This window comes from Streptomyces sp. NPDC057253 (assembly GCF_042669125.1).
GTDB lineage: Bacteria > Actinomycetota > Actinomycetes > Streptomycetales > Streptomycetaceae > Streptomyces.
The window spans coordinates 210,716-236,196 of record NZ_JBHUXV010000001.1 but is presented as its reverse complement, the minus strand read 5'-3'; the positions used below and the strand labels follow the sequence as shown (position 1 = coordinate 236,196).

General features: G+C 71.6%; 20 protein-coding genes. 7 read left to right on the top strand and 13 right to left on the bottom strand.

What is annotated here, in order from left to right; genetic code table 11:
- Nucleotides 1-91 precede the first annotated feature (91 nt).
- The 3 genes from ACFULQ_RS01030 (at nucleotide 92) to ACFULQ_RS01020 (ending at nucleotide 2,119) form a co-directional block, all read left to right on the top strand.
- The gene (locus ACFULQ_RS01030; RefSeq protein ID WP_030327027.1) at nucleotides 92-637 is read left to right on the top strand and encodes a sigma-70 family RNA polymerase sigma factor; all 546 of its coding nucleotides are present in this window, start codon (nucleotides 92-94) and stop codon (nucleotides 635-637) included.
- A 136-nt stretch (nucleotides 638-773) separates the two neighbouring features.
- Nucleotides 774-1,289: a hypothetical protein gene (locus tag ACFULQ_RS01025; protein WP_383536294.1), complete on the top strand. Its 516-nt coding sequence runs from the start codon at nucleotides 774-776 to the stop codon at nucleotides 1,287-1,289.
- Nucleotides 1,290-1,462: 173 nt separating this feature from the next.
- On the top strand, nucleotides 1,463-2,119 hold the full coding sequence (locus ACFULQ_RS01020; RefSeq protein ID WP_383536292.1) for a zf-HC2 domain-containing protein: 657 nt from the start codon (nucleotides 1,463-1,465) through the stop codon (nucleotides 2,117-2,119).
- A 23-nt stretch (nucleotides 2,120-2,142) separates the two neighbouring features.
- On the opposite strand, the gene ACFULQ_RS01015 is transcribed toward ACFULQ_RS01020, so the two are convergent.
- The 3 genes from ACFULQ_RS01015 to ACFULQ_RS01005 form a co-directional block, all read right to left on the bottom strand.
- Nucleotides 2,143-3,006, bottom strand: coding sequence for an Fpg/Nei family DNA glycosylase (locus ACFULQ_RS01015; RefSeq protein WP_383536290.1), 864 nt, complete (start codon nucleotides 3,004-3,006; stop codon nucleotides 2,143-2,145).
- 31 nt (nucleotides 3,007-3,037) lie between these two features.
- Nucleotides 3,038-5,125: a SpoIIE family protein phosphatase gene (locus ACFULQ_RS01010; RefSeq protein WP_383536288.1), complete on the bottom strand. Its 2,088-nt coding sequence runs from the start codon at nucleotides 5,123-5,125 to the stop codon at nucleotides 3,038-3,040.
- A gap of 61 nt (nucleotides 5,126-5,186) precedes the next feature.
- Nucleotides 5,187-6,329, bottom strand: coding sequence for a DUF6777 domain-containing protein (locus ACFULQ_RS01005; RefSeq protein WP_383536286.1), 1,143 nt, complete (start codon nucleotides 6,327-6,329; stop codon nucleotides 5,187-5,189).
- 134 nt (nucleotides 6,330-6,463) lie between these two features.
- Between ACFULQ_RS01005 and ACFULQ_RS01000 the strand changes: the two genes are divergently transcribed.
- Nucleotides 6,464-7,885 (top strand): lipase maturation factor family protein, encoded by a 1,422-nt coding sequence (locus tag ACFULQ_RS01000; RefSeq protein WP_383536284.1) that lies wholly within the window; start codon nucleotides 6,464-6,466, stop codon nucleotides 7,883-7,885.
- Here ACFULQ_RS01000 and ACFULQ_RS00995 read toward each other — a convergent pair.
- From ACFULQ_RS00995 to ACFULQ_RS00960, 8 genes are read right to left on the bottom strand one after another with little or no spacing between them, the layout of a single operon-like run.
- A complete protein-coding gene (locus tag ACFULQ_RS00995; RefSeq protein ID WP_383536282.1) occupies nucleotides 7,873-8,700 on the bottom strand; it encodes an amidohydrolase family protein in 828 nt (275 codons plus the stop codon). The genes ACFULQ_RS01000 and ACFULQ_RS00995 overlap by 13 nt on opposite strands.
- Nucleotides 8,697-9,011, bottom strand: a complete 315-nt coding sequence (locus tag ACFULQ_RS00990) for an L-rhamnose mutarotase (protein WP_383536280.1) — start codon at nucleotides 9,009-9,011, stop codon at nucleotides 8,697-8,699. Before ACFULQ_RS00990 ends, ACFULQ_RS00995 begins: the two co-directional genes overlap by 4 nt.
- Complete coding sequence (locus ACFULQ_RS00985; protein ID WP_383536278.1) at nucleotides 9,008-9,970, bottom strand: aldo/keto reductase; 963 nt, start codon at nucleotides 9,968-9,970, stop codon at nucleotides 9,008-9,010. Before ACFULQ_RS00985 ends, ACFULQ_RS00990 begins: the two co-directional genes overlap by 4 nt.
- A complete protein-coding gene (locus tag ACFULQ_RS00980) occupies nucleotides 9,967-10,722 on the bottom strand; it encodes an SDR family NAD(P)-dependent oxidoreductase (protein ID WP_383536276.1) in 756 nt (251 codons plus the stop codon). Before ACFULQ_RS00980 ends, ACFULQ_RS00985 begins: the two co-directional genes overlap by 4 nt.
- A complete protein-coding gene (locus ACFULQ_RS00975; protein WP_383536274.1) occupies nucleotides 10,719-12,068 on the bottom strand; it encodes an L-fuconate dehydratase in 1,350 nt (449 codons plus the stop codon). The genes ACFULQ_RS00980 and ACFULQ_RS00975 overlap by 4 nt, the downstream gene beginning before the upstream one ends.
- Nucleotides 12,069-12,096: 28 nt before the next feature.
- The gene (locus tag ACFULQ_RS00970) at nucleotides 12,097-13,122 is read right to left on the bottom strand and encodes an ABC transporter permease (protein WP_383536272.1); all 1,026 of its coding nucleotides are present in this window, start codon (nucleotides 13,120-13,122) and stop codon (nucleotides 12,097-12,099) included.
- Entirely contained in the window at nucleotides 13,115-14,617 is a 1,503-nt protein-coding gene (locus tag ACFULQ_RS00965) for a sugar ABC transporter ATP-binding protein (protein ID WP_383536270.1), read from the bottom strand. Before ACFULQ_RS00965 ends, ACFULQ_RS00970 begins: the two co-directional genes overlap by 8 nt.
- Nucleotides 14,614-15,687: a sugar ABC transporter substrate-binding protein gene (locus ACFULQ_RS00960; protein ID WP_383536268.1), complete on the bottom strand. Its 1,074-nt coding sequence runs from the start codon at nucleotides 15,685-15,687 to the stop codon at nucleotides 14,614-14,616. Before ACFULQ_RS00960 ends, ACFULQ_RS00965 begins: the two co-directional genes overlap by 4 nt.
- Nucleotides 15,688-15,845: 158 nt before the next feature.
- Here ACFULQ_RS00960 and ACFULQ_RS00955 point away from each other — a divergent pair, with 158 nt between their 5' ends.
- From ACFULQ_RS00955 to ACFULQ_RS00945, 3 genes are all read left to right on the top strand, one after another.
- Complete coding sequence (locus tag ACFULQ_RS00955) at nucleotides 15,846-16,547, top strand: FadR/GntR family transcriptional regulator (RefSeq protein ID WP_383536266.1); 702 nt, start codon at nucleotides 15,846-15,848, stop codon at nucleotides 16,545-16,547.
- An 86-nt stretch (nucleotides 16,548-16,633) separates the two neighbouring features.
- A complete protein-coding gene (locus tag ACFULQ_RS00950) occupies nucleotides 16,634-17,059 on the top strand; it encodes a hypothetical protein (RefSeq protein ID WP_383536264.1) in 426 nt (141 codons plus the stop codon).
- Nucleotides 17,060-17,183: 124 nt separating this feature from the next.
- Complete coding sequence (locus ACFULQ_RS00945; RefSeq protein ID WP_383536262.1) at nucleotides 17,184-21,608, top strand: AAA family ATPase; 4,425 nt, start codon at nucleotides 17,184-17,186, stop codon at nucleotides 21,606-21,608.
- Here the strand turns inward: ACFULQ_RS00945 and ACFULQ_RS00940 are convergent.
- Nucleotides 21,598-22,074, bottom strand: coding sequence for a hypothetical protein (locus ACFULQ_RS00940; protein ID WP_383536260.1), 477 nt, complete (start codon nucleotides 22,072-22,074; stop codon nucleotides 21,598-21,600). The two genes, ACFULQ_RS00945 and ACFULQ_RS00940, sit on opposite strands and share 11 nt — an antisense overlap.
- 381 nt (nucleotides 22,075-22,455) lie before the next feature.
- Complete coding sequence (locus ACFULQ_RS00935) at nucleotides 22,456-25,470, bottom strand: alpha-mannosidase (protein WP_383536258.1); 3,015 nt, start codon at nucleotides 25,468-25,470, stop codon at nucleotides 22,456-22,458.
- Nucleotides 25,471-25,481: the final 11 nt, after the last annotated feature.

The window sequence follows — 25,481 nt, the reverse complement described above, 5'->3', positions numbered from 1 at the left end:
CACCGAACCGTTCGTCGACGCGATCGACCGTCCGCCGCAGATCCTTGTGCGTGGCCTGTCCCCCGACCGCCCGCTGGGGTGCCATACGGCCATGACGGCCGGAACCACCCTCACGAACGGGACGACCGCCGAGCACGAGCTCGCCGCACTGCAGCGGGAGCACGGCCGGCCCCTCTTCGCGCTCCTGCTCCGGCTCAGTGACGGCGACCGGCAACGGGCCGAGGACCTCGTGCAGGAGACCCTCGTGCGCGCCTGGCAGCATCCCGAGGCGTTGCGCGCCGACGACTTCGACTCCGTACGGCCCTGGCTCATGACCGTGGGACGGCGGCTGGCGATCGACGCGCGGCGGGCCCGGCAGGCGCGTCCGGCCGAGGTCGGCGACGCGGTCCTGGAGAACGCGCGGGTGTGCGCCGATCACGCCGAGCGGGCGGCCGCCGCCCTCGACGTACGCGAGGCTGTGAAGACACTCACTCCGGAGCACCGTGAAGTCCTGGTGTTGGTGTACTTCCAGGGGGCGAGTGTGGCGGAAGCCGCCGAAATCCTCGGAATCCCGCCCGGTACGGTGAAGTCCCGCGCGTACTACGCACTGCGCGCCCTGCGCCGGGTGCTTCCGGGATACGCGGCCGACCTGCGGTGAAACCAATGGGAAAGTCAAACCTCCGTAAAGCGCCTTGCTGAGGACCCCGGTTGAGTAATCGGCTGTCCTCATCCGTGTTCCGGACTGGGGACCCGGCGACGGGCGACGCGCACGCACCGGAGGAAGGCAGGAAGGGATGCTGCACAGAGGTCACAAGGGCACGGACGGCACCGGCGGCGGCGAACTCATCGTTCCCATGGCCTGGTTCTACGCCGAGTACATCGCCGACGAGCTGCTGCGTTCCGGCGATCTGATGCCGCCGACGTCCTTCGAGTTCCGGGCCGGGCGGGACGCGCTGGCGCTGACCGTCTTCCTCGCCGACACCGAGGGCGAGCTCTCCGGCATCCAGGTGGTCTCCCAGTTGGAGAACTGGCTGTCGCTGACGGCGTACGACCAGCCGTGGCAGGACTGGGTCTGCGAGCGGATGGCCACCCTGACCGCCGAGGCGGTGGCCTCCGGCGAGCCGGTGCCGGACCTCGAACTGGCGGCGGCGGCCTGGCGCTGGCTGGAGGAGACGGAGCTGCTCGCCCCCGATCTGAACGCCGTGCCGGGCGGCGGGGCGGGCATCGGCGAGGACGAGGGTCCCAAGGTGTGGACGCCGGCGTGGCAGTTGGGCCTGCCGCTCGGCCACCTCGCCATCCATCTCTTCTAGGTCTTCTCCTCAGGTCTTCCGGATTCTTTTCGATCCGGACCAATCCGCGGGGCCGAGCGCTCCGAATCCCTTGGTCACGATTCGGTGCATGACTTGAGTGATTCGGCGGGCTGGTGCGTACCGGTGGGAGCAAGGAGTAACCCCACCCACACTCAACGGCACGAGGTTTCCGCATGAGGTCCTTGGAGAGGCATCGCGACGTCGGCGCGTACGCGCTCGGCGTGCTGGACGAGGCGGAGGCCTTCCGCTTCGAGGACCACCTCATGGAGTGCCCCAAGTGCGCGGCACACGTGACCGAGTTCGGTCCTGTCACCCGCCAGATGATGCTCTACCGCCGGGCGACGCCCCGGGTCGTGCACCCGATGGCGCAGCCGGGCCCCCAGCTGCTCAACCGCCTCCTCGGCGAGGTCGCCGCCCGGCACCGGGCGCGTCGCAGGCGGCTGCTGTACGCCGTGGCCGCCTCGGTGGTCCTGGCGGTGGGCGGTCCCACGCTCGCCCTGGCGGCCGCCGGCGGAGACACCGCGCGCACCAGCAGTGTCGAGGCCACCGACGCCAAGTCCGGCGTGTGGGCCCAGGTCGTCACCGAGGACGAGGACTGGGGCACCGCGGTCGAGCTCAAGGTCAAGGACGAGTCCGGCCCCCGCGCCTGTCACCTCGTCGCGATCGGCCGTGACGGCGCCGAGGAGACCGTCACCGGCTGGAACGCCACCGGGCACGCCGGCGAGGACAACACCATGATGGGCAGTTCCACCTTCCACGCCGACCAGATCGACCACTACGAGGTCCGCACCTCGGGCGGCGAGCATCTGGTGACCCTCGACCCCAGCTGACGCCGGCCCGGAGTGAGTTCAGGTCACTTCAGCAGCCGGGACAGCCTGCGGTCCGCGAGCGGCTTGCCGCCGGTCTGGCAGGTGGGGCAGTACTGGAGCGAGGAGTCGCTGAAGGACACCTCGCGGATGGTGTCGCCGCACACGGGACAGGGCTCGCCGGTGCGGCCGTGGACCCGCAGGCCCGACTTCTTCTCCGCCTTCAGACGGCCCGCCGCGACACCCCGGGAGCGCTCGACCGCTTCGGTGAGGGTGGCGCGCAGCGCCTCGTAGAGCCTGCCGGTCTCCTCGGGTGTGAGGGTCGAGGTGGGCTTGAACGGGGACATCCTCGCGGCGTGCAGGATCTCGTCGCTGTACGCGTTGCCGACACCCGCGATCAGGCTCTGGTCGCGCAAGGCGCCCTTGATCTGCCGCCGTTCGCCGGTGAGCAGTGCCGCGAGGCGGGCCTCGTCGAAGTCGTCGGCGAGGGGGTCGGGGCCCAGCCGGGCGATGCCGGGGACCTCCTGCGGGTCGGCCACGACGTACACCGCGAGCCGCTTCTGGGTGCCGGCCTCCGTCAGGTCGAAGCCCGCGCCGGTCTCCAGGGCCGCGCGCAGGGCGAGGGGCCCCTTCCCGGGGCGTGGCATGCCGCTCGGGAGCTGGTCCTTCCAGTGCAGCCAGCCCGCCCGGGCCAGATGGGTGACGAAGTGCGGGCCGCCCTCCGTCTCCAGGTCCAGGAACTTGCCGTGCCGGTGCACGGCGACGACCTCGCGGCCCTCGACGGCGGTGAGCGGAGGGTCGTACGTCTTGAGAACGCTGATGGCCACCGGCAGGACGCGCACGATCTCGTGGCCGACCAGGTTGTCGGTGAGGAAGTCCTTCAGCGCTTCGACCTCGGGGAGTTCCGGCATACGTCCAGAGTGCCACCGGTGACGGCTGTGGTCAGGTCCGCTCCGGTACGACGAACTCGCACCACACGCACTTGCCGCCGCCGCGCGCCTCCACGCCCCAGACGTCGCTGAGCAGGTCGACCAGGAGCAGCCCCCGGCCGGAGACGCCCGCCTCACCCGCGTCGCGGCGCCGGGGCAGGGCGCTGGAGGAGTCCTCGACCTCGACGCGCATCCGCCGGTCGGTGCCGGTCAGGACCCGCAACGTGACGACGGCGGAGCCCTCGGTGTGCATCAGGGCATTGGTGATCAGCTCGTCGGCGGCCAGCTCGATCTCGTCGGAGCGCTCCCGCGCCCCCCAGGCGGCGACCGCGGCCCGGATCATGTGCCGGGCCTGTGTGAGGGCCTCGGGGTCCCCGGACGCCACGTGCTGCTGGAGGCGGCCGCCGGACTTCGGGGCGTCCAGGCCGCGGCGGCGCAGCAGGAGCAGCGCCACGTCGTCGTCGCCGCCGCGTTCCTCGGCCACCTCGATGAGCTTGTCGGCGAGCTCCCACACGTCGGCGGGGCCCATGGAGATGAGGCCGGTGAGGGTCTGCATACCGTCGTCGAGGTCGGCGCCGGGCGTCTCGACCAACCCGTCGGTGCACAGCAGCAGAGTGTCCCCGGGGTCGAGTTCAAGGGTGGCGACGGGGTAGGCGAGCTGCCCGAACTCGGCGGACAGCCCGAGCGGCAGCCCCCCGTCCACGGTCACCCGGCGGCAGCTCCCCTCGGCCTGCCGGACCAGCGGATCGATGTGGCCCGCGCGGACCACCTGGACGACCCCGGTGGCCAGGTCCGCCTCGGCGTACAGGCAGGTCGCGAAGCGGTCGGTGTCGAGTTCGTGGAGGAAGACGGAGGCGCGGGCCATCACGGTGGCCGGGGTGTGGCCCTCGGCGGCGTAGGCCCTCAGAACGATCCGCAGCTGGCCCATGACCGCCGCCGCATGTGTGTCGTGGCCCTGGACGTCCCCGATGACGGCGCCGACCCGACCGCCCGGCAGCGGGATCAGGTCGTACCAGTCGCCGCCGATGTCCCGGCCCAGCGAGCTCTCGGCGGACGCGGCCCGGTAGCGGACGGCGACGTCGGTGCCGGGGACGCTGGGGATGGTGCGCGGCAGCATGGCCTGCTGAAGGCCGGTGGCGAGGTCCTTCTCCTGCTCGTAGAGCATGGCCCGCTGGAGGCTCTGGGCGATGCTGCTGCCGAGGGCGATGAGGACGTTGCGGTCCTCGGGGGTGAAGCCGTAGCGGTCGCTGTAGAGGAGGCCCATGGCGCCGATGGGGCGGGCCTCGGCGATGAGCGGGAGGTAGGCGGCGGAGGTGATGTTGAGGCCGGTGATGTGCGGCCACAGGATCGGGTAGCGCTCCGCGAACTCCTCCGGCGACTCGATGAACCGGGGGGTGAGCGTGCGCACGGCCTCGCTCATCGGGTACGGCTCGTCGATCCGGGTGATGTCGGTGCCGGGCACGAAGCTGCCCGCGGGGCCCTCGGCGATCAGCCGGATCCGGCCCGCCTCGACCAGGCCCATGACCAGGCTGGTGGCGCCGAGGTGGGTGACGCCGTGGGTGTCCTTGAGGACGTCGATGACGTCCTGGACGGTCCGGGCGTGGGCGAGGGCGGCGGTGGTGAGCTGGACGACGTTGGTCTGTCGGCGCCGGGCCTCGTCCTGGGCGGCCTGCTCGCGGCGGGCCTCCAGCTCGCTCATCTCCTGGGTGGCGTCCCGGAGGATGCCGACGATCCGGCGCGGCCGGCCGGTCGGGTCGCGGCGGATGTAGCCCTGGGTGTGGGTCCAGCGCAGGCTGCCGTCGCGGCAGCGGATGCGGAAGTAGGTGCCGTAGTTCTCGCTGCCGTCCTTGATCGCCTGGGCGACCAGCGCGTCCAGGCGGAGGGCCTCGGCCGTGGGCACCCGCACGGCGAGGGTCACGGGGTTGTCGTCGTACTCGTCGGGGCGCAGGTCGAAGACCTCGTGGGCCTGGGCGTCCATGTGGAACAGACCACTGTCGAGGTCCCAGTCGAAGCTGCCCATGCGGTTGAGCGCCAGGATCGGGTCCGGGTGGGCGGGCCAGTCGTCCGGGAGTGACAGGGCGCTCGCACCCCGATCAACCATGGGCCCACCTTGCCAGGAATCGCCCGATTCTTCGACCGGGGGGCGGGGCTCGCGGGAACCGTCAGACACCGAAGTGGTGGGTGGGGCTGTCGAGGACGGCGCCGGTGCGGGTGGCCGGGCTGTCGGGGTCGTCGGGGTCGTCCGGGATCAGCCCGCCGCCGTCGGGGAGATCGGGGGTGTCCGGGACGGCCTCGGGGCCGATCCCGGTCCCGGGGTCCTCGGGGGTGGTCGTGCCCGGCGGCGGGGCCGCGGGAGTGCGGGGGTGGGTCGTGGGTGTCGGCATGGGGGTGGCCCACGGGACTGAGCTGATCGGCAGGCAGGCGTCTTCGTGGCACTCACGCGCGGGCCCCGGCGGGTCGGCGCCGACGGAAAGGCCGGGGGACGCACTGTCGCTCGGATGCTCCCCGGGGACGGCCACGGGCGGTGACGGTTCCGGCAGCGGCAGCGGTACGACATGGTCGTACCGGCAGTCATGGTCGATCCGGCGTTCGATCCACGCGCCGTGGACGCTGTCGAGGATCGTGATGTCGGTGACGGGCCGCTCGGCCGGGGCGATCACGATCACCCGCTCGGGCCGGTACCCGGGCCACGGCCGCCCGTCCACGCTCCCCCCGTCCCGGGGCGCTCGCGGCGGGGTCAGGGGGTTGCCGCCGGCGCAGCGGACGCGCGGGACGCCCCGGGTGTCGACGAGGACGGCGGTGCCCGGCTGGAGGACGGCCTGGAAACCGCTCGCCCGGCCGGCTCGGTACCCGTGGTCGGTGACCCGGGTGTCGGCACGCAGGACGACCGGGGCGAGTCCGCGCAGATGGCGTGGGACCGAGGCCGGGGAGACGCTCGCGACCTGCGCAAACGCGTTCACCTTCCGCCGGTCCGCGGTCAGGTCGGCGAGCTGCCGTTCGACGTCGCAGCTGCCGGCTCCCGCGGTGCCGCCGTAGAGGCCGGGCGTCCCGCCGGAGACGGACCGTGGGGTGGTCGCGTCCCGCTGCGGCGTTCGGGTGACGGCGGAGACGGTGGCCGGGGCGGTCGCCGTGGGGATGACCGCGGAGCGGGTGAAGGGGTCGGGTCCCCGGGCCGCCGCCGGCTGGAGGAGGAGTTCGCCGGGCGGTTCGGCCGCGCTCCGGTCCCCGTCGCGGCCGAACCCGGTCACGAGGAGGGCCGCCACGAGCGCGCACACGGTGACGAGGGTTCCGGTGGGTCTCCGCACCACGTTCTCCCGTCCGTCCCAGGCAGTTCGTCACTATTGTCTGCTTCACTCACTCGGGTTACGCAAGCGCAAGGGAGGTACACGGAGAGTCACACAGGGGGGCCGGCGCGACAATGGAGGCAGGAGCGCACGCCGTGGACTGGTTCACCGCACCCGACTACTGGCTGAGCCGGCTGGTCTTCCAGCGGGCTCTGGCCGGGCTGTACTTCGTCGCGTTCCTCGTGGCCGCCCTCCAGTTCAGGGCGCTGATCGGGGAGCGCGGGATGCTGCCGGTCCGGCGTTTCGTCGCCCGGGTGCCCTTCCGGCGGGCGCCGAGCCTGTTCCAACTGCACTACTCGGACCGGTTCTTCGCGGGCTGCGCGTGGACGGGCTGCGCCGTGGCGCTCGCGCTGGCCGCGGGAGTCGACTCGGCGTTGCCCCTGTGGGCCGGGATGCTGCTCTGGCTGGTCCCGTGGCTGCTGTACCTCTCGATCGTCAACGTGGGCCAGACCTGGTACGGCTTCGGCTGGGAGTCGTTGCTGCTGGAGGTCGGCTTCCTCGCGGTGTTCCTCGGCAACGACGAAGTCGCCCCGCCGGTCGTGGTGTTGTTCCTGCTGCGCTGGATCCTGTTCCGGGTCGAGTTCGGCGCCGGGCTCATCAAGATGCGCGGCGACGCCTGCTGGCGCAAGCTCACCTGCCTGGACCACCACCATGAGACCCAGCCGATGCCGGGGCCGTTGAGCTGGTACTTCCACCATCTCCCCCGCCCCCTGCACCGGGTGGAGGTGGCCGCGAACCACGTCACGCAACTCGTCGTGCCCTTCCTCCTGTTCACCCCGCAGCCGATCGCCACGGCCGCCGCCTCGCTGATGATCGTGACCCAGCTGTGGCTGATCCTCTCGGGCAACTTCGCCTGGCTGAACTGGATCACGATCGTGCTGGCGGTGCCGGCGCTGGAACTCCCGGGCGAGGCACCGAAGCTGCCCGGCACACCGCTCTGGTACGAGGTCGTGGTCCTCGCCGTCGCCACGCTCCTGCTCGCCCTGAGCTACCACCCGGTCCGCAACATGCTCTCCCGGCGCCAGGTCATGAACCGCTCCTTCGACCCGCTCCATCTGGTCAACACCTACGGCGCGTTCGGCAGCGTCAGCCGGATCCGCTACGAGGTGATCGTCGAGGGCACGGCGGACGACGTACCGCGCCGGGACTCGCGGTGGCTGGAGTACGAGTTCAAGGGCAAGCCCGGCGATCCGCGCCGCTGGCCGCGTCAGTTCGCGCCCTACCATCTGCGCCTGGACTGGATGATGTGGTTCGCGGCGCTCTCCCCCGCCTACGCCGAGTCGTGGTTCGGCACGCTGGTCGAACGGCTCCTGGAGAACGACCCCGCCACCCTGAGGCTGCTGCGCCGCTCCCCGTTCCCGGCGGACGCCCCGCCCCGCTTCGTCCGCGCCCGCCTGTTCCGGTACCGGTACACGACGTGGCGGGAGCTGCGGGAGACGGGGGCGTGCTGGGAGCGGACGTATGTGCGCGAGTTCCTGCCGCCGACGCGGCTGGCGGGGACGGTTCAGAGGTCGTAGACGCGCACGGCCGTCCCCCCGAAGATCTGGCCGCTGTCCTGAGCGCCAGTCAACTGTCTTGCCGCGTCCAGGACTTCACCGTAGCTCGCGCCAAGGGTGCACACCGGCCAGTCCGAACCGTACATCACGCGGTCCGGGCCGAAAGCGTCCAGGACCGTGTCGGCGTAGGGGCGCAGGTCGTCGACGGTCCAGTGCGCGATGTCCGCCTCGGTGACCAGGCCGGAGAGCTTGCAGACGGTGTTGGGGAGGGCGGCGAGGGCGCGGACGTCGGTGGCCCAGGGTTCCAGGGCGCCGGAGGCGATGGGGGGCTTGCCCGCGTGGTCCAGGACGAAGGTGAGCCGGGGCAGGGACTCGGCCGCCTTGACGCAGGCGGGCAGTTGGTGCGGGAGGACCACCAGGTCGTACACGAGGCCGGCGTCGGCCACGGCCGCGAGGCCCCGGCGCACATCGGGGCGCAGCAGCCACCCGGGGTCCGGTTCGCCCTGGACCTGGTGGCGGATGCCCTTGAGCCAGGAGCCGCCCGGCAGTTCACGCAGGCGGGCGAGTTCGTCGGCGATGTCGGGGCGGGTGAGGTCGGTCCAGCCGACGACACCCGCGACCAGCTCGTGCCCGGCCGCGAGGGCGAGGAACTCCGGGGTCTCCTCGGGCACGGTGACCGTCTGGACGAGGACCGTGCGCTCGACTCCGGCCGCCCGGGCCTCGGCGGTGAGGTCCTCGATGGTGAAGGTCCGGCGCAGCGGGCTGTCCGCGGCGATCCAGTCCTGGTCCCGCACCGCCAGGTCCCACACATGGTGGTGGGCGTCCACGACCGTCACGGCAGCTCCCACACCACGGGCAGACCGGCGCCCGCGCCCTCGTCGGAGTAGTCGTGCACCACGTCGAGGAGTTCGGCCATCCGGGCCTGCCAGGTGACGTTCACCGGGAGCTTCTCCAGTTCGGCGAGGAGGCGGCCGTAGTCCTCGCACTCCAGGACGTGGAAGAGGTCGGTGCCGCTGCGCCAGATCGTCCAGGAGGAGGCACCGGCGGCCCGGATGGCGTCGGTGAGCTCGACGGGCACCTCGCGGTGGGCCGCCTCGTAGTCGTCGATCCGGTCGGCGCGGACCTTGGTGTGCAGGGCGATTCTCATGCGTGCTCCTCCAGCAGTCCCGTCTCCCGCAGCTCCTGCCAGAAGGCGTCGGGCACCGGCACCGCGAACTGCTCGGCGCAGTCGTGGACCTCGGCCGCCGAGCGGGCGCCCACCAGGACGCTCGCGACGGCCGGGTGGGCGGCGCAGTAGGCGAGGGCTGCGGCCCGCAGGGTGATCCCGTGGCGGTCCGCGACCTCCTTCATGCGCAGCGCCCGCTCCAGCAACTCACCGGGCGCCTGGGCGTAGTTGTACGTCGCTCCCGGCTGCGGATCGGCCAGCAGACCGGAGTTGAAGGCACCGCCGACGACCACGGACACGCCCCGCTCGACGGCGGCGGGCAGCAGTTCGCTGAGCGCGCTCTGGTCGAGCAGGGTGTAGCGGCCGGCGCACAGCACCACGTCCACGTCGGTCTCGCGGACGAAGCGGGTGAGCATCTCCGTCTGGTTCATCCCGGCGCCGATCGCCCCGATCACCCCTTCGGACCGGAGCTTCTCCAGGGCCGGGTAGCCCTCGCGGAAGGCCTCCTCGGCGTGCTCGTCGGGGTCGTGGAGGTAGACGACGTCCACGCGGTCGAGGCCGAGCCGTTCGAGACTGGCCTCCAGAGTGCGTCGTACGCCGTCCTCGCTGAAGTCCCAGACGCGGTGCCGGGTGGCGGGGACGGCGAAGCCGTTGGCGAGGTCGTCGCCGCCCGCCGTGGCGGGCTCCAGGCGGCGGCCCACCTTGGTGGAGACGGTGAACTCCGCGCGCGGATACGCCTTCAGGGCCTCGCCCAGCCGCTGTTCCGACAGGCCCAGACCGTAGTGCGGGGCGGTGTCGAAGTAGCGGATGCCGCGCTCCCAGGCGGCGGTGACCGCCTGGTGGGCCTGTTCGTCGCTCACCGCGGTGAAGAGGTTGCCGATGGCCGCTCCGCCGAAGGCCAGTCCGCTGACGGGGACATCGCTGTTGCCGAGCGTGGTCACTGGCCCACCGGCCTCAGGCGCAGGCCCTGCATGCCGCCGTCGACGGCGAGGGAGGTGCCGGTGGTGGCGCCGGAGAGGGGGCTCGCCAGGTAGGCGACGGCGCCCGCGACCTCGTCCGCCGAGACGAGCCGGCCGGTGGGCTGGCGGGCCTCCAGCGCCGCCCGTTCGGCGGCCGGGTCGGCGGCCTTGGCGAGGAGCCGGCCGATCCACGGGGTGTCCACCGTGCCGGGGTTGACGCAGTTCACGCGGATGCCCTCGCGGACGTGGTCGGCGGCCATCGCGAGGGTCAGCGACTGCACCGCCCCCTTGGTCGCGCTGTACAGCGCCCGCTGCGGCAGGCCCGCGGTGGCCGCGATCGAGGAGGTGTTCACGATCGCCGCGTGCGCGGACTCGCGCAGATGGGGCAGGGCGGCCCGGGTCACCCGGACCAGGCCGACGACGTTGACGTCGTAGACGCGGTGCCATTCCTCGTCGTCGTTGTCGGCCACGGTGCCCTGGGCGCCGATGCCCGCGTTGTTGACCAGGACGTCGAGTCCGCCGAGGTCGGCGGCGGCCGCCGCGACGGCCGCCCGCACCGAGGCGTCGTCGGTGATGTCCGCGCGGTAGGCCAGCAGCGGCTTGTCGACCGAGGACGGATCCAGGTCGAGGACGGCGACCTGGGCGCCGCGCGCGGCCAGGAGTTCGGCCGTGGCCCGCCCGATGCCGGAGGCCCCTCCGGTCACCAGAGCCCTCAGGCCCTCGAAGTCGCTCATGCCGCCTGCCCCTTCTTCCGTGTGTCGTCGGCGAGGTCTTCTGCCCAGAAGGCCCCGTCCGGGAACCTGTACCGCGCGATGGACTCCGGGCGCATGGCGGCCGAGAAGCCGGGCACGGTGGGTGCCGTGTAGTGGCCTTCCCGGATCACCACGGGATCCAGGAAGTGGTCGTGCAGATGGTCGACGTACTCGATGACCCGGTTCTCGGTGGTGCCGGTGACGGCGACGTAGTCGAACATCGAGAGGTGCTGGACGAGTTCGCACAGGCCGACCCCGCCCGCGTGCGGGCAGACCGGTACGCCGAACTTGGCGGCGAGCAGGAGGACGGCGAGGTTCTCGTTGACGCCGCCGACGCGGGCCGCGTCGATCTGGACGATGTCGACGGCCCCGGCCTGGAGCAGCTGCTTGAAGACCACCCGGTTCTGGACGTGCTCGCCCGTGGCGACCTTGACCGGGGCGACCGCCTTGCGGACGGCCGCGTGGCCGAGGATGTCGTCGGGGCTGGTGGGCTCCTCGATCCAGTACGGGTCGAACTCCGCGAGCGCCCGGGTCCAGCGGATCGCCTCGGCCACGTCCCAGCGCTGGTTGGCGTCGATCGCCATGCGGATGTCGGGGCCGACGACCTGGCGGGCGACCCGGCAGCGCCGTACGTCGTCCGCCAGGTCCGCGCCGACCTTCAGCTTGATCTGCTTGAAGCCGTCGGCGACGGCCTCGGCGGCGAGCCGGGTGAGCTTCTCGTCGTCGTAGCCGAGCCAGCCGGCGGAGGTGGTGTAGGCGGGGTAGCCCGTCGCGATAAGGGTCTCGCTTCTCCGGGCCGCCCCTTCCCGGCCCCGGCGCAGGATCTCCAGCGCCTCCTCGGGGGTCAGCGCGTCCGTGAGGTACCGGAAGTCGATCTGCCGTACCAGCCACTCGGGGTCCCCGTCGGCGAGCAGCTGCCACAGCGGCTTCTCGGCGCGCTTGGCGGCCAGGTCCCACACGGCGTTGACGACCGCGCCGATCGCCATGTGCATCACGCCCTTCTCGGGCCCGAGCCAGCGCAGTTGGCTGTCGCCGATGAGGTCGCGGTTCAACGTCCCCGGGTCCGCGCACAGTTCGTCGACGGGCCGGCCGATCACATGTCCGCGCAGCGCCTGGATCGCGGCGACCTGGACCTCGTTGCCCCGCCCGATGGTGAAGGTGAAGCCGTGCCCCTCGTGCCCGTCGGCCGCGTCGGTGCGCAGCACGACGTAGGCCGCCGAGTAGTCGGGGTCCGGGTTCATCGCGTCGGAGCCGTCGAGCTCGCGCGAGGTGGGGAAGCGGATGTCGTGGGTGTCTACCGCGGTGATGCGGGCGGTGGTCGGGGACACGGAGTGCCTTTCGGTTGGTTGCGGGGGGTCAGTCCTGGGCCCGGCCCGTCGTCACCCGGGCGATCATGAGGGCGACCAGGATGATTCCGCCGTAGATGGCCTGGATCCAGAAGGACGGCACCTGGGCGAGGGTGAGCAGGTTCTGCACGACACCCAGCAGGAGTACGCCGGTCAGGGCGCCGAACATGGTGCCCTTGCCGCCGTCCAGGCTGATGCCGCCGATGACCGCGGCCGCGAACACGGTGAAGATCATGTTCTGGCCCTGGTTGGCGCTGATCGCGCCGACGTAGCCGGTCTGCATGATGCCGCCGACGGCGGCGAGGACACCGGCGACCACGAACACGCCCAGCATCACCCGCTCGACGCGGATGCCGGCGGCGCGGGCCGCGTCGGCGTTGCCGCCGATGGCGTACAGGGCGCGGCCGACGCGGTGGTACTTGAGCACGAGACCGGCGACGGCGAAGGCGGCCGCGGCGAGCCACACCGACATCGGGATGGTCAGGAAGGTGGTGGTGGCCAGGGAGTAGAAGCTGTCCGGCATGCCGAAGAGGGTCTTGCCCTTGGTCGCGCCGACGAGCAGTCCGCGCAGCACGATCAGCATCGCGAGCGTCACGATGAACGCGTTGAGCTTGAACTTCACGACCAGGACACCGTTGAAGGCGCCGACTACCGCTCCGGCCACCAGGACCGCCAACAGGGCGAGCGCGGCCGGGAGTTCGGTCCCCCAGCCGGACTGGGCGGCGGGCAGGACGAGCAGGGCTCCGACGGCGGGCGCGATGCCGACGACCGACTCCAGGGACAGGTCGAACTTGCCGGTGATCAGGACGAGGGACTCGGCCAGGACCACCATCGCGAGGGCCGCCGAGGCGCCGAGGATGGAGATCAGGTTGCGTTCGGTGAGGAACGAGTCGTTGACGAACGCGCCGAGCACCATGAGGAGCAACAGGGCCGGGACGAGGGCGAGTTCGCGGGCCCGGCGCAGCAGGACCGTCCGGGCCGAGCCGGGGGTGCGGGCGCGGACGGGGGCGAGCGGGCGGGCCTTGGTGTCAGCCATGGTCCACTCCTTCTATGGAGGCGATCAGCTCGTGGTCGCGCCAGCCCGCCGGGTGCTCGGCGACCACGCGGCCGTGGAAGAGGACGAGAACGCGGTCGCAGCGGCGCAGGTCGTCGAGTTCGTCGGAGACGACGAGGACCGCGGTGCCGTCCTCGCGGGCGGTGTCCACGCGGGAGAGCAGGGACTCCTTCGACTTCACGTCGACGCCCGCGGTGGGGTTGATGAGGACGAGCAGCCGGGGGTCGGAGGCGAGGGCGCGGGCCATGACGACCTTCTGCGCGTTGCCGCCGGAGAGGTCGGAGACGGGCTGGTCGGGGCCCTCGGTGTGGATGTCGAGACGGTCGATGAGCTCGGTGGCGAAGCCGCGTCTGCGGTCGGTGCGGACGAACCCGCGGCGGCCGAGCCGGTCCAGGACGCTGAGGGTGGCGTTGTCGCCGATGGTCATGCCGAAGACCAGGCCCTGGGCGTGCCGGTCGCGCGGCACGAAGCCGACACCGGCCTTCAGGGAGGCCTGTACGTCGCCGAACGGAAGCGGTCTGCCGTCGAGCAGGGCCGTGCCGCTCGTGGGGGTGTGCAGTCCGGTGAACGACTCGGCCAGCTCGATCTTGCCGCTGCCGCTGATGCCGGCGAGGCCGACGACCTCGCCGCGGCGGACGGTGAGGTCGACGTCCCGGTAGGCGTCGGAGGTCAGTCCGCGGGCGTCGAGGAGGACGGGGGCGTCGGCCTGTCCGGTGCGCACGCTCTGTTCCTGTTCGGCGACGGTCTCGCCGGCCATCGCCTCGATCAGGGCGGCCCGGGGCATGTCGGCCACGGGCGCCGTGGTGATCCAGCGGGCGTCCCTGAGGACGGTGACCGTCTGGCACACCTCGTACACCTCCTGGAGGTGGTGCGAGATGAACAGGAAGGTGACGCCGGAGTCCTGGAGTGCGCGCATCCGGCTGAAGAGCCGTTCGATCTCCCGGTTGTCGAGCTGCGCGGTCGGTTCGTCGAGGACGATGAAGCGGGCGCCGAAGCTCAACGCCCGTGCGATCTCCACCATTTGGCGGTCCTCGACCTTGAGGTCGGCGGTGCGCGCGTCCGGGTCGACGTGTACGTCCCAGGTGTCGAGGAGCGCGGCGGCTTCCTTCTTCAGGCTGCGCCAGCTGATGAACCCGCGGTGCAGCGGCTGCCGGTTGATGAAGAGGTTCTCGGCGACCGTCAACTCGGGTACGACGGTGGGCTTCTGGTAGACGCAGGCGACCTTGCTCCGCCAGGCGTCCCGGTCGGCGAGCGGGGGTGCCGGCTCGCCGTCGAAGCGGACGGTGCCCTCGTCGGGGGCCTGGAGACCGGTGAGGACGGTGACGAGGGTGGACTTGCCCGCGCCGTTGCGGCCGACGAGGGCGTGGGACTCGCCGGGCAGGACGGTGAGCCGGCCGTCGGCGAGGGCGGTGGTGGGGCCGTACCGCTTGACGACCCCCTGGGCTTCGACGAGAGGTGTGACCGGTGGGGTGCTCATTTGACCGTGTTGCCCCACAGCTTCGGGTCGTCGACGTTGTCCTTGGTGACCAGGGGCGCGGGCAGCTGGTCCTCGAGGATGCCGCTGGGCAGCTTGACGATCGTGGAGTCGTGGTCGGTCGGGCCGGGCTCGAAGGTCTTCCCCTGCATCGCCGCCTTGATGTAGTACATGCCGTACTTGGCGTACAGGTCGGCGGGCTGGGAGACGGTCGCGTCGATCTCGCCCTTGCGGATGGCGTCGTACTCCTGCGGGATGCCGTCGTTGGAGACGATGGCGATGTGGCCCGCGGTACCGGCCTTCTTCAGCATGCCCTTGGACTTCAGGGTCTGGAGGGTCGGCGCGAGGTACACACCGCCGGCCTGCATGTAGATGCCCTTGATGTCGGGGTTGGCGTTGAGGAGGGTGTTCAGCTGCGAGGCGGCGGTGTCCGACTCCCACTTGGCGGGGATCTCCAGCACCTTGAGCTTCGGGAAGTTCTTCTTCACACAGGCGCGGAAGGCCTCGGAGCGGTCGCGGCCGTTGACGGAGGCCAGGTCGCCCATGATCTGCACGACCTTGCCGGAGGTGATGTGCTCGCCGAGGTACTGGCAGGCCTTCTCGCCGTACGACACGTTGTTCGCCCGGACGACCATGGCGACCTTGCCCTTGTCGGGGGCCACGTCGACGGCGACGACCGGCACGCCCTTGCGCTCCGCCTGGTCCAGGCCGGCTTCGATGGCGGCACTGTCGAGCGGGGCGACGACCAGGCCCTTCACACCCTGGTTGAGCTCGTTGTTGATGTCGGTGATCTGCTGCGAGGGGTCGCTGTTGGAGTTGACCGTCTTCAGCGCGTCCACCCCCTCGGACTTGGCCATCTTGGGCACGTAGTCGTTGTACGACTGCCAGAACGGCGAGGTCAGCAGCGGCAGGACCACGCCCACCTTGCCTGTCCCGCCGCCTCCCTCGCTGCCCGAGCTGCCGGTGTCCTTGGTGCTGCCGCACGCGGCGAGCGCGAGCGAAGCGCCGGCGGCCACGGCCACCGCACCGAACCTGCGCAGCGTGTTCCGCTTCCCCACTGTTCTCCCTGGCATCTTTCGGCTCCTCGTCGAGCGTGATCGGGCATGAGGGTGTTCGAGCAGTTGACGGCATACTTATCAGACCACTCGGAGGTCTTAACACCCTCCGGAGGCAGTTTTTCCCGGATACGGGCCATAGTGGTCCGACCACATCGGCGATTAGACTGCGGCGCGTGGACGAGACAGCCCCGCAGAAGGGCACCGTGACCCAGCGCGCCATCGAGCAGATCAAGGCGATGATCGGCGAGGGCCGGCTGGAGCCGGGCGAGCGGCTGCCGACCGAGCGCGATCTGGCGGCCCAGCTGGGCATCTCGCGCAGTTCGATGCGGGAGGCGATCCGCGCGCTGACGGTCCTGGGCGTGCTGGAGGCCCGGCACGGCTCGGGCATCTACGTCACCCAGCTGGAGGCCGGCGACCTGCTGGAGACCTTCGGCGTGGTCGCCGACCTGTCCCGGGGCCCGCGTCTGGTGGAGCTCCTGGAGGTCCGCCGCATCCTGGAGTCCACGGCGACCGCGCTGGCCGCCGCCCGGATCACCCCCGACCAGCTGGCCGAGGTCGAGAAACACCTCACGGCGATGAACGCCACCGACGACCCGGAGGAGATCCTCGCCCACGACCTGGCCTTCCACCGCGAGATCGCGGCGGCGGCAGGGAACGACACGATGGCCGCGATCCTGGACGGCCTGTCCTCCCGCACCTTCCGCGCCCGGGTCTGGCGCGGCTACCAGGAGGAGGGCGCCTTCGAACGCACCAGACGCGAACACGCGGCCATCCACCGCGCCCTGCTGGCCCACGACCCGGAAGCGGCCCGGGCGGCGGCGGCCGCGCATGTGGGCGAGGTGGAGCAGTGGCTGCGGGCTCAGTTGGGGGCCTGATCACCCGACGACGTTGTCGAGAATGCCGGAAACCTCTCTTGTTCGTCCCCCAAGTCCTAGCATTGTCACGGAAATCGGGGGGTGCGATGGACGTGGTGGTGACCGCGGACGGCGGCGACTCGGACGGCGAAGGGGCCGCCGCACTGGGCGAGTTGCGTCGGCAGCTGGCGAACGAGGACATGCTCCGGGGCCGGGTCCGCGAACGCTCGATCGAGGACGAAGCGGGCGAACACCTCGGTCCGCTGACCGACGCGCTCGTCGCCGCGCTGGAGCCCGGCGGAGCGTTCACCGTTCTCGTCGGCGCGGTCGTGGCCTGGATGCGCCTGAGGCCGCGCACCGAGGCAGTGACCTTCGAGATCACCCAGAAGGACAGGACCGTGCGGCTCGTACTGCGCCGGCAGCAGGCCAAGGAGTACGACGCCGTGGAGCGCATCGTGCGGGCCGCCGTGGAGGCCGGAGTCGACGTGGAGGCTGCGCCACAGCCCCCGGCGTCCGCCCCGTCCGACGGATGAGGCACCGGTGTCCCCACCCTCTCGCGGGCGAGGACAGCTGTTCCTGGATAACGAGAAGACCCAAGCGGTCATCGTGTCCTGTTCCCCCCGCGACGGCAGCGCCTCCTTTCCGCACGCCCCCTCTGTGCACCGCTCCGCCGACGCACTCACGCGGATCCTGACCCAGCGCTGCGGCCTGGATCCGACCCGGCTCCTGAGGATCACGGACCCCGAGTCGCCCGCGGACATCCTGGACCCGCTCACCGCTCGGGCGCGCGGCGCGACCGAAGGGCTCCTGTTCTACTTCATCGGCCACGGATCGGTCGCGCACGGCCCCGAGAGCGCGCTCCTGGTGACCGCGAAGGCCGCCCGCCGCGACTTCGACGACACCTCCCTGCCCTCGGAATCCCTGCGGTTCGGTGAACTGACGCGCGCCCTGGAGCCGGTGGGCCGGGGGCTGCTCATGATCGTGCTCGACTGCTGCCACTCCGGAGTCGCCCAGAGCAGTGGGGAGTTCGCCGACAGCAGGCTGCACGCGCTCGCCGAACGCGAGGCACGGGCCAATGTGCTCCTCACCGCCGCGGCGCAGGGCTGGGCCTTCGCTCCGCGGGACGCCGAGCACACCGCCTTCACCGGTGAAGTGGTCCGCTTCCTGGAAGGCGGTGACGCCACCGGGCATCGGCTGCTGACCGTAGGCGCGTTGGCCCAGCACCTGACCCGTGCGTCGTCCGCGGGCACATTGCGCTCGGTCCCCCGCTACTCGGCCCACAACCGGGCGGAGACCGTGGTCCTGGCCCACAACCCGGCCTACGACCCCGAGACGCTCTGTCAGGCCTCGGATCTCGGCCACCCCGAATGCCCCTATCCCGGACTGACCCCGTTCGACAACGACGACACCTCGCGCTTCCACGGTCGGCAGACCGAGGTCGCCGAACTCACCCGGCACCTCGCGAACCGCTTGGACGAAGGCCCCGTGCTGATCACCGGTGCTTCCGGCATCGGCAAGACGTCCCTGCTGAGGGCCGGGCTCCTGCCCGCGCTCGCGGCCGGCCGCGGACTGCCGGAAGCAGCCCGATGGCCGCAGCTCACCGTCTCGGTGGGCCGTCACCCGTTCGCCTCCCTCGCCCGGGCGTTGCTCGGCCGACGGGAGGGTGAACACAGCGGTTCCGTCCTCGAGTTGACGCGCCGGCTGGCCGCGGATCCGACGGCCCTGGCCCGCGAACTCACCGCACGCGCCGAGCGCCTCGCCGCCCGGGACGAGCAGGGCGACCCGGTCAGGCATCTCCTCGTCGTCGACCAACTGGAGGAAGTCTTCCAGCGCCACGACGAGGAGACCGCCGAGGAGAAGAGCGAACGACGCGTCTTCCTCCAGGCACTGGTGAACGCCTCGACCGCATTCGACACCACCGACGGCTCGGACTCCACCGGATCGGACCACCGCACGGCGCCCGCCGCGGCCGTCGTCATGGCGGTGCAGCACAGCCATCTGCACGCCTTGCTGTCGTACGAATTCCTGGAATCCACCTGCACACTCGGCGTCGGAATGTACCTCCTGCGGGTCCTGGACGCGGAACGACTGGAGGAGGTCATCGTCAGACCGGCCCACATCGCGGGCCACGACATCAGTGCCGAACTGATCGCCCAGCTCAAAGCCGACGCCGCTCCCCACTCGGGTGCCCGCGCCGACTTCGACAGCGGGGTGCTCCCCCTTCTCTCGCACGCTCTGCGCGCGACCTGGGAAGGCCACAGCGGTCCGGTCCTGCACAAGAGGGACTACGACCGCACCGGCGGCCTCGGACAGTCGATCGCCCGTGAGGCCAACGCCTTCTACCGGCGCCTGGCCAGTGACCAGGACCGGGAGATGGCTCGCAGGATCCTCGTGGAGCTGGTGCACTGGACCGGCGACACCGAGTCGACCGTGAGACGCATGCCCACAGGACTGCTGCGCGGCGCGTTCCCGGACGGCCAGCAGGAGGCCTTCCGGTCCCTGCTGGACCAGTTGAAGCGGCACAGGCTGGTCACCGAGGGCGAGCACCACGTCCAGCTCGTCCACCGCAGTCTCCTCACGGGCTGGGCCGAGCTGCGGGAATGGGTGGAACAGGAGCACGACGGCGAGCCGCTGCTCAAGATGCGCCTGGAGGCCGCCGCCACCGAGTGGGAGCGCGAGCCCCGCGACCAACTGCTGTGGCAGGGCGGTGACTTGTCCGACGCACAGCAGTGGGCGGACCGGCAGCTCACCCCGGTGAGAAGCCATGTGCGGGACTTCCTGACCGCGTCGGCCGGGCGAAGCCGGCGCCTCCGCCGACGCCGGGTGCTGCTCGGCGCCCTGCTGGCCTGTCTGATGGTCCTCGGGGGCGGTACCGGGTTCCTCGTCAGTGAACACCTCGCGGACCAGGAGGCCCGCAGGGAAAAAGCGGCTCGCCGCCTGCTGGCCGAGTCCGAGTCACTGCGGGCCGCCGACCCGGCCCTGGCCGCGCAGCTGGCTCTGGGCGCGCACCGCACCCACACCGATGCGGACAGCCGGGACGCCCTGCTCACGACCGCGTCCGCCCAGTCGTCCGTCCAACTCACCGCACAGGGACCGGACATATCGTCACTGGCCTTCGACGCCACAGGTGCTCGTCTGGTCGCCGCCGGTGGAGGGCGGGTGCGTGTCTGGCCGGTCGGAGCGGCGGGGCCCGGCAGGCCCTCGTCACCGGTCGGTGTGCGACAGCCGACCGTCGCCGTCTTCCGCCCGGACGGAAAGCGCCTGGCCGTCGACACTCGGGAGAAGGTGCCCGCCGGGACGATGGACCGGGCTCATGTGGCCCTGCTGTCCGCCTCCCCCGGGGCCCGCCGGGACGACAGGGCCCTGTCACAGGCCTTCAACGGACGGGTCACCGGGATCGCGTTCCGCCATGACAGCCGGCGTCTCGCGCTCACCTTCGCACCCGGCTTCACCGTCGTCCTGGACGCCGAGAGCGGTGCCGCCGTCACCGGCGCCTGGACGAGCTGGCAGATCGCCGGTGACGCCGGGCCCGTGGTGTACGGCCGGGACGGGGACTGGGTGGCCGTCGGCGCGGAGGACGGTTCCGTGATCGTCCTGGACGGCTCCGGCGAGCGGCGCACGACAGCGGTTCACCACACGCTGCCCGGCATCGGCCCGGTGCGCACCCTGGCGCTCAGCCCGGACGGATCCCTCCTGGTCGCCGGGCACGACAACGGCACGGTGTCCCGCTGGCGGATGAGCGACGAGGGGCGGCACGCCGAAGCACTGCCCGCTGATCCGGTGCTCGCCGGGGACGGGCCGGTGGTGGGTCTCGCCTTCACCGGTGACGGGGCCGAACTGCTCGTCGCCCACCGCGACCGCACCATTCGTGTCTTCAGCACACGCGCAGACCGGCTGACCGCCGAACTGCGCACTCCGGATCCCCTGGACGCGGTCGCCCTGTCGCCCGACGGACGCACGGTGGCCGCCTCGTCCGGTCCCCGGCTGGTCCTGCGGAGTCTGCCCGACCCTGACCTGCGCCGACAGCCGGATCCGGTGACCGTCCTCGCGGTGCGGCCGGACGGCGGTCTCGTCGCCGCGGGCGGCACCGACGGTTCCGTACACCTGTGGCGCCCCGGCCCCAACCGGTCGATGCTGCCGGCCGGCGGGCTGCCCGGCTCCGCCGCCGAGCGTGGCAGTACGACAGCCCTGGCGTTCGGCGGGAAAGGCGACTCCCTCCTGGTGAGCGGGCACGCCGAGGGTGCCGTCCTGCTGTGGCGGGCAACCGCGCCCGGCCGGCGGCCGTTGATTCGGCTGCGGACGACCGACGGAGCTCCGGTCACCTCGGTGGCTCTGAGCCGGGACGGCTCCCTCCTGGTCGCGGGCACCGCACGGGGCCGGGTGGTCGTCTGGAACCTGCATGACGTCGACCGGATCCCCCGGCCCGTGGAGGTCGCCGGACACGCCGGCGCCGTGACGGGCATGGCGTTCCTCGGCGGTTCGGACGAGCTGGCCATCTGCTCGGAGGACGGCACGGTGGACGTGTGGGGTTTCTCCGACCGCAGAATGCCGGATCAGGCGCTCAAACTGGCGGGCACCGGCCCCGGTCGGCCGCGCGCGCTGTCGACGAGCGGTGACGGGACCACGGTGGCCGTGGCCCAGCAGGACGGCTCGGTGACGGTGTGGGATCTGACAGGGGGCGGCCGCTCTTCGATCCGGCTCCCGGGCAGCGAGGGCAACCTGACGGCCGTGGCCCTCGGTACGGGAGAACGGCCGGGGAACCGCACGCTCGCCGCGCTCGGCGAGGACGGAACGGTGAGGGTCTGGGCGTCGCACCGACCGGGTGTCTGGACGGCCGACGGCCGACTCGGTGCTGCCGCTCCAGGGGCCACGGCCATTGCCTTCGCGTCCGGCAGGAGCGCGACACTCGGCTCGTCGCTGGTGGCGGTGACGGCGGAAGGCCGCATCGGCCCGTGGTTCTCCGACGCCCCCACCGCCGCCGCGTGGGTGTGCGCCGCTCCGGGCGCGTCGACGACCGCCCGCCTGTGGCACGCGCGGTACCCGGTCGAAGCCCCCTGCACTGCCGCGCAGGTCACTCGTTGAAGAGGGCGTCGAGCTTTCGGTAGGCGATGGCGACGATGTCCTGGGTGACATCCGCGTCGGCCGCGTCGCCGTACGTGAGGACGGAGATGGCCAGGACCACACCGCTGGGGTGGACCGCGTAGACGGTGTCGGTGTTCTGGCGAAGTCCGTACGCCGAGGTGGCCAACCGCCCCGCCGCCGTCCGCTCTCCCGTGGCGGGAAACGCCAGCGGACCGACGTCCATCGGGAAGCTGCCGATGACCAGGCGCCGGCACTCCCGGAAGACGTCCGCCTGGGACTCGACGAACTGCCGGGCGTCGGCGATCTCGTAGACGGCGAGCACTTCGTGCAGGATGGCGATCGGCTGGTAGCGCCACAGGTCCGAGGCCACATCGGGCCGGATCGGCCGGATGTCATGGTGCGTGGCGCGGTCCATCGCCGCACAGCCCTCGGAGGAGTTCGGCGTCGCCGTGTTGGGGCCGCTCATCGTCGGTGAGGGTGCATTGCTGGGCGGATGAACGAACCCTTTGAGGTCGGCGGGCTCAAGGAGCGCCGGTCCGAGGTCCGTCGGCACGCGCAGCGTCCGGATCGACGGCGCCGACGAAGCGGACGGGGACGACGACACCGGGTGCGGTGGGACGGGCGCACCGTCCGTCCCACCGCACCCGGCCAGTAACAGCGCCCCGCCCACCGCCGACCACACCAGCCGGCGTGGCATCACATGACCTGAAAAGGCGACTCTCCCCATGCCCCGACGATAGGTGCCGAGGATCACACAGGGAATCATTTAGTCATACACGCCAAAAGGCGACAGGGCATGCATCTTGTCCGTCAGAAGCAGAGCACACGCATACAGGATCCGAGCGGGTCACGCCCTGCTGAGTCGCAACGTCATCAGCTCGAACGGACGCAGTCGCACAGAGATCCGGTTACTGTGCACCACAGGTGCGGTCGTCTCGTCCGACGGCCGCTCCAACAGATCCGTCGCCGTCACCCCGGCGACCTCGAACCCCGCCGTGAGCGTGGCCCGCGCCCGCCCCCCGTGCGCCTCGTGGAAGCGGACCACCACGTCGCCGCTGCCGTCGTCCGCCAGCTTGACCGCCGTGACGACGACCGCGTCCTGGTCGACGGTCACCAGCGGGGCGACCTCCTCGGCGCCCCTCACGAGCCGTTCCGGGACATTGATCCGCCAGCCCTCCCGTACCGCGTCCCCGATGCCCGCCCCCGGCACCAGCGCGTGCCGGAAGCGGTGGACGCCCTGGTCGGTCTCGGGGTCGGGGAAGCGCGGGGCGCGGAGCAGGGACACCCGGACCGTGGTGGTCGTGCCCAGGTCGCCGTCGCTGCGGACCGTGCGGGTCACGTCGTGGCCGTACGTCGAGTCGTTGACGACCGCCACGCCCCAGCCGGGTTCCTCCAGGTGCACGAAGCGGTGGTTGCAGGCCTCGAACTTCGCCGCCTCCCAGGAGGTGTTGGTGTGCGTGGGCCGGTGGAAGTGCCCGAACTGCGTCTCGGACGCGTACCGTTCGGCGTGCACGTCGAGCGGGAAGGCGAGCTTGAGGAACTTCTCCGTCTCGTGCCAGTCCACCTCGGTGTCGATGAGCAGCCTGCGCTCACCCGGCGCGAGGGACAGGACCTGGGTGACGCGGGAGGAGCCGAAGGCTCGGGTGATCCGCACGGCCCCGTCCTCCGGGACCAGGTCGTCCACCTCGGTGAGGTCGGTGACGGTGTTGCGGTAGAACTCGTCGACGTCCCAGGCGTCCCACATGTTCGGGAAGTCCGGGTGGAGTTGGAGGAGGTTGGCGGCACGGCCGGGTGCGACGGTCTCCCGGTCGGCCTCGATGTCGAAAGCGGAGACGACCAGCCCCTGCGCGTCGATCTCGACCCGCAGGATGCCGTTGTCCAGGATGTGGCCGCCACCGGGACGCCCGGTCACCGTCGTCCGCCCCTCGACGGTCGCGGTCCCGGCGCCGCCCGCGGCGACTCCGGCCCGGCCATGGGGAGCCGCGTTGAACACCAGCTCGCGCTCCCCCTCCCCCGCCAGCGCCCGTTGCGCCGCCCCGATGATCCCGTCCAGCTCGGCGGCGACCGCTTCGTACGTCCGCCGCGCCTCCCGGTGCACCCACGCGATGGACGACCCCGGCAGGATGTCGTGGAACTGGTGCAGCAGGACCGTCTTCCAGATGCGGTCCAACTCCTCGTACGGGTAGGCGAATCCGGCCCGTACGGCCGCGGTCGCCGCCCACAGCTCGGCCTCGCGCAGCAGGTGTTCGCTGCGGCGGTTGCCCTGCTTGGTCCGCGCCTGGCTGGTGAGGGTGGCGCGGTGGAGTTCGAGGTAGAGCTCGCCCACCCAGACGGGCGGTTCGGGGTACTCGGCCTCGGCCTTGGTGAAGAACTCGGCCGGGGTCTCCCAGGCCACGGTGGCCGAGCCTTCGAGGTCGCGCAGCCGGGCCGCCTTGGCGATCATCTCGCGGGTCGTGCCGCCGCCTCCGTCGCCCCAGCCGGTGGGGGCTAGGGAGTGCCGGGCGACCCCCTTGTCCTTGAAGTTGCGTGCCGCGTGGGCGATTTCGCTGCCCTTCATGGAGCAGTTGTAGGTGTCGACGGGCGGGAAGTGCGTGAAGATCCGGGTGCCGTCGATGCCCTCCCAACGGAACGTGTGGTGCGGGAACCTGTTCGTCTGCGACCACGAGATCTTCTGGGTCAGCAGCCACTTGGAGCCCGCCGCCTTGATGATCTGCGGCAGTCCGGCCGCGAAGCCGAAGGTGTCGGGCAGCCACGCCTCCTCGTTCTCGATGCCGAACTCGTCGAGGAAGAACCGCTTGCCGTGCACGAACTGACGGGCCATCGCCTCCGAGCCCGGCATGTTGGTGTCCGACTCCACCCACATCGCGCCGGCCGGCACGAACCGTCCGTCGGCCACGGCCTTCTTCACCCGGGCCCACACCTCGGGCCGGTGGTCGCGCACCCACGCCCACTGCTGGGCCTGGGACATGGCGAACACGAACTCCGGCTCGTCGTCGAGCAGCGCGGTCATGTTGGAGGTGGTCCGGGCGACCTTGCGCACGGTCTCGCGCAGCGGCCACAGCCACGCCGAGTCGATGTGCGCGTGGCCGACCGCGCTGATCCGGTGGGCGGAGGGGACGGCGGGCTCGGACAGGACCGTCTCCAGCCGTACCCGCGCCTGCGCGGCCGTGCCGCCCACGTCCTGGAGGTCGACGGCGTCCAGCGCCTTCTCCACCGCCCGCAGGATCTCCCAGCGCCGAGCGGATTCCACCGGCAGCTCGGCCATCAGCTCGCCGAGCACCTCCAGGTCGAGGACCAGCTGCCAGACGGTCTCGTCGAAGACGGCGAGGTCCATGCGGGTCAGCGTGTACTGCGGTGTGCTGCCCGCGGTCTCCTTGTCGCCCAACCGCGTGGGCAGGAAGGGGTGGTAGTCCAGGATCACGGGGTTGGAGGCGGCCTCGATGTGCAGGCGCACCTCCTCGCCGCCCTCGACGGGGGCGCCGATCCGCACCCACTGGTTGCGCGGGTTCAGGCCCTTCACGGGGGTGCCGTCGGGCCGGTAGACCAGGCCCTCGCACTGGAAGCCGGGCATGTTCTCGTCGAAGCCGAGGTCGAGGAGGGCCTCGACGGTCCTCCCGGCCCAGGCCTCGGGGACGGTCCCGGTGACGCGGAACCAGCTGGTGCCCCAGGGAGCACCCCAGCGGGCGCCCACGGCGATCGGCTCCGGCTGTGCCGCCAATCCCTCGGCGACGGGTACCGGCTCGTCGGGGGCGTGCCACACCGCCACCTCCAGCGGCACGGACTCGGGGTACACGGCGGGGCGGAGGCGCTCGTCGAGGACGCGCTTGAGGCGGGCTTCGACCAGGCTGCGGTCGTCATGCATGCGGGGTGCTC

Bases quoted from the DNA above. Each gene is read 5' to 3' on its own strand.
- ACFULQ_RS00940 (WP_383536260.1), bottom strand. From the start codon at position 22,074: ATGAGCGGCCCCAACACGGCGACGCCGAACTCCTCCGAGGGCTGTGCG.
- ACFULQ_RS00970 (WP_383536272.1), bottom strand. From the start codon at position 13,122: ATGGCTGACACCAAGGCCCGCCCGCTCGCCCCCGTCCGCGCCCGCACC.
- ACFULQ_RS01020 (WP_383536292.1), top strand. From the start codon at position 1,463: ATGAGGTCCTTGGAGAGGCATCGCGACGTCGGCGCGTACGCGCTCGGC.
- ACFULQ_RS01015 (WP_383536290.1), bottom strand. From the start codon at position 3,006: ATGCCGGAACTCCCCGAGGTCGAAGCGCTGAAGGACTTCCTCACCGAC.
- ACFULQ_RS01025 (WP_383536294.1), top strand. From the start codon at position 774: ATGCTGCACAGAGGTCACAAGGGCACGGACGGCACCGGCGGCGGCGAA.
- ACFULQ_RS00950 (WP_383536264.1), top strand. From the start codon at position 16,634: ATGGACGTGGTGGTGACCGCGGACGGCGGCGACTCGGACGGCGAAGGG.
- ACFULQ_RS00990 (WP_383536280.1), bottom strand. From the start codon at position 9,011: ATGAGAATCGCCCTGCACACCAAGGTCCGCGCCGACCGGATCGACGAC.
- ACFULQ_RS00935 (WP_383536258.1), bottom strand. From the start codon at position 25,470: ATGCATGACGACCGCAGCCTGGTCGAAGCCCGCCTCAAGCGCGTCCTC.
- ACFULQ_RS01030 (WP_030327027.1), top strand. From the start codon at position 92: ATGACGGCCGGAACCACCCTCACGAACGGGACGACCGCCGAGCACGAG.
- ACFULQ_RS00965 (WP_383536270.1), bottom strand. From the start codon at position 14,617: ATGAGCACCCCACCGGTCACACCTCTCGTCGAAGCCCAGGGGGTCGTC.
- ACFULQ_RS00960 (WP_383536268.1), bottom strand. From the start codon at position 15,687: ATGCCAGGGAGAACAGTGGGGAAGCGGAACACGCTGCGCAGGTTCGGT.
- ACFULQ_RS00980 (WP_383536276.1), bottom strand. From the start codon at position 10,722: ATGAGCGACTTCGAGGGCCTGAGGGCTCTGGTGACCGGAGGGGCCTCC.
- ACFULQ_RS01010 (WP_383536288.1), bottom strand. From the start codon at position 5,125: ATGGTTGATCGGGGTGCGAGCGCCCTGTCACTCCCGGACGACTGGCCC.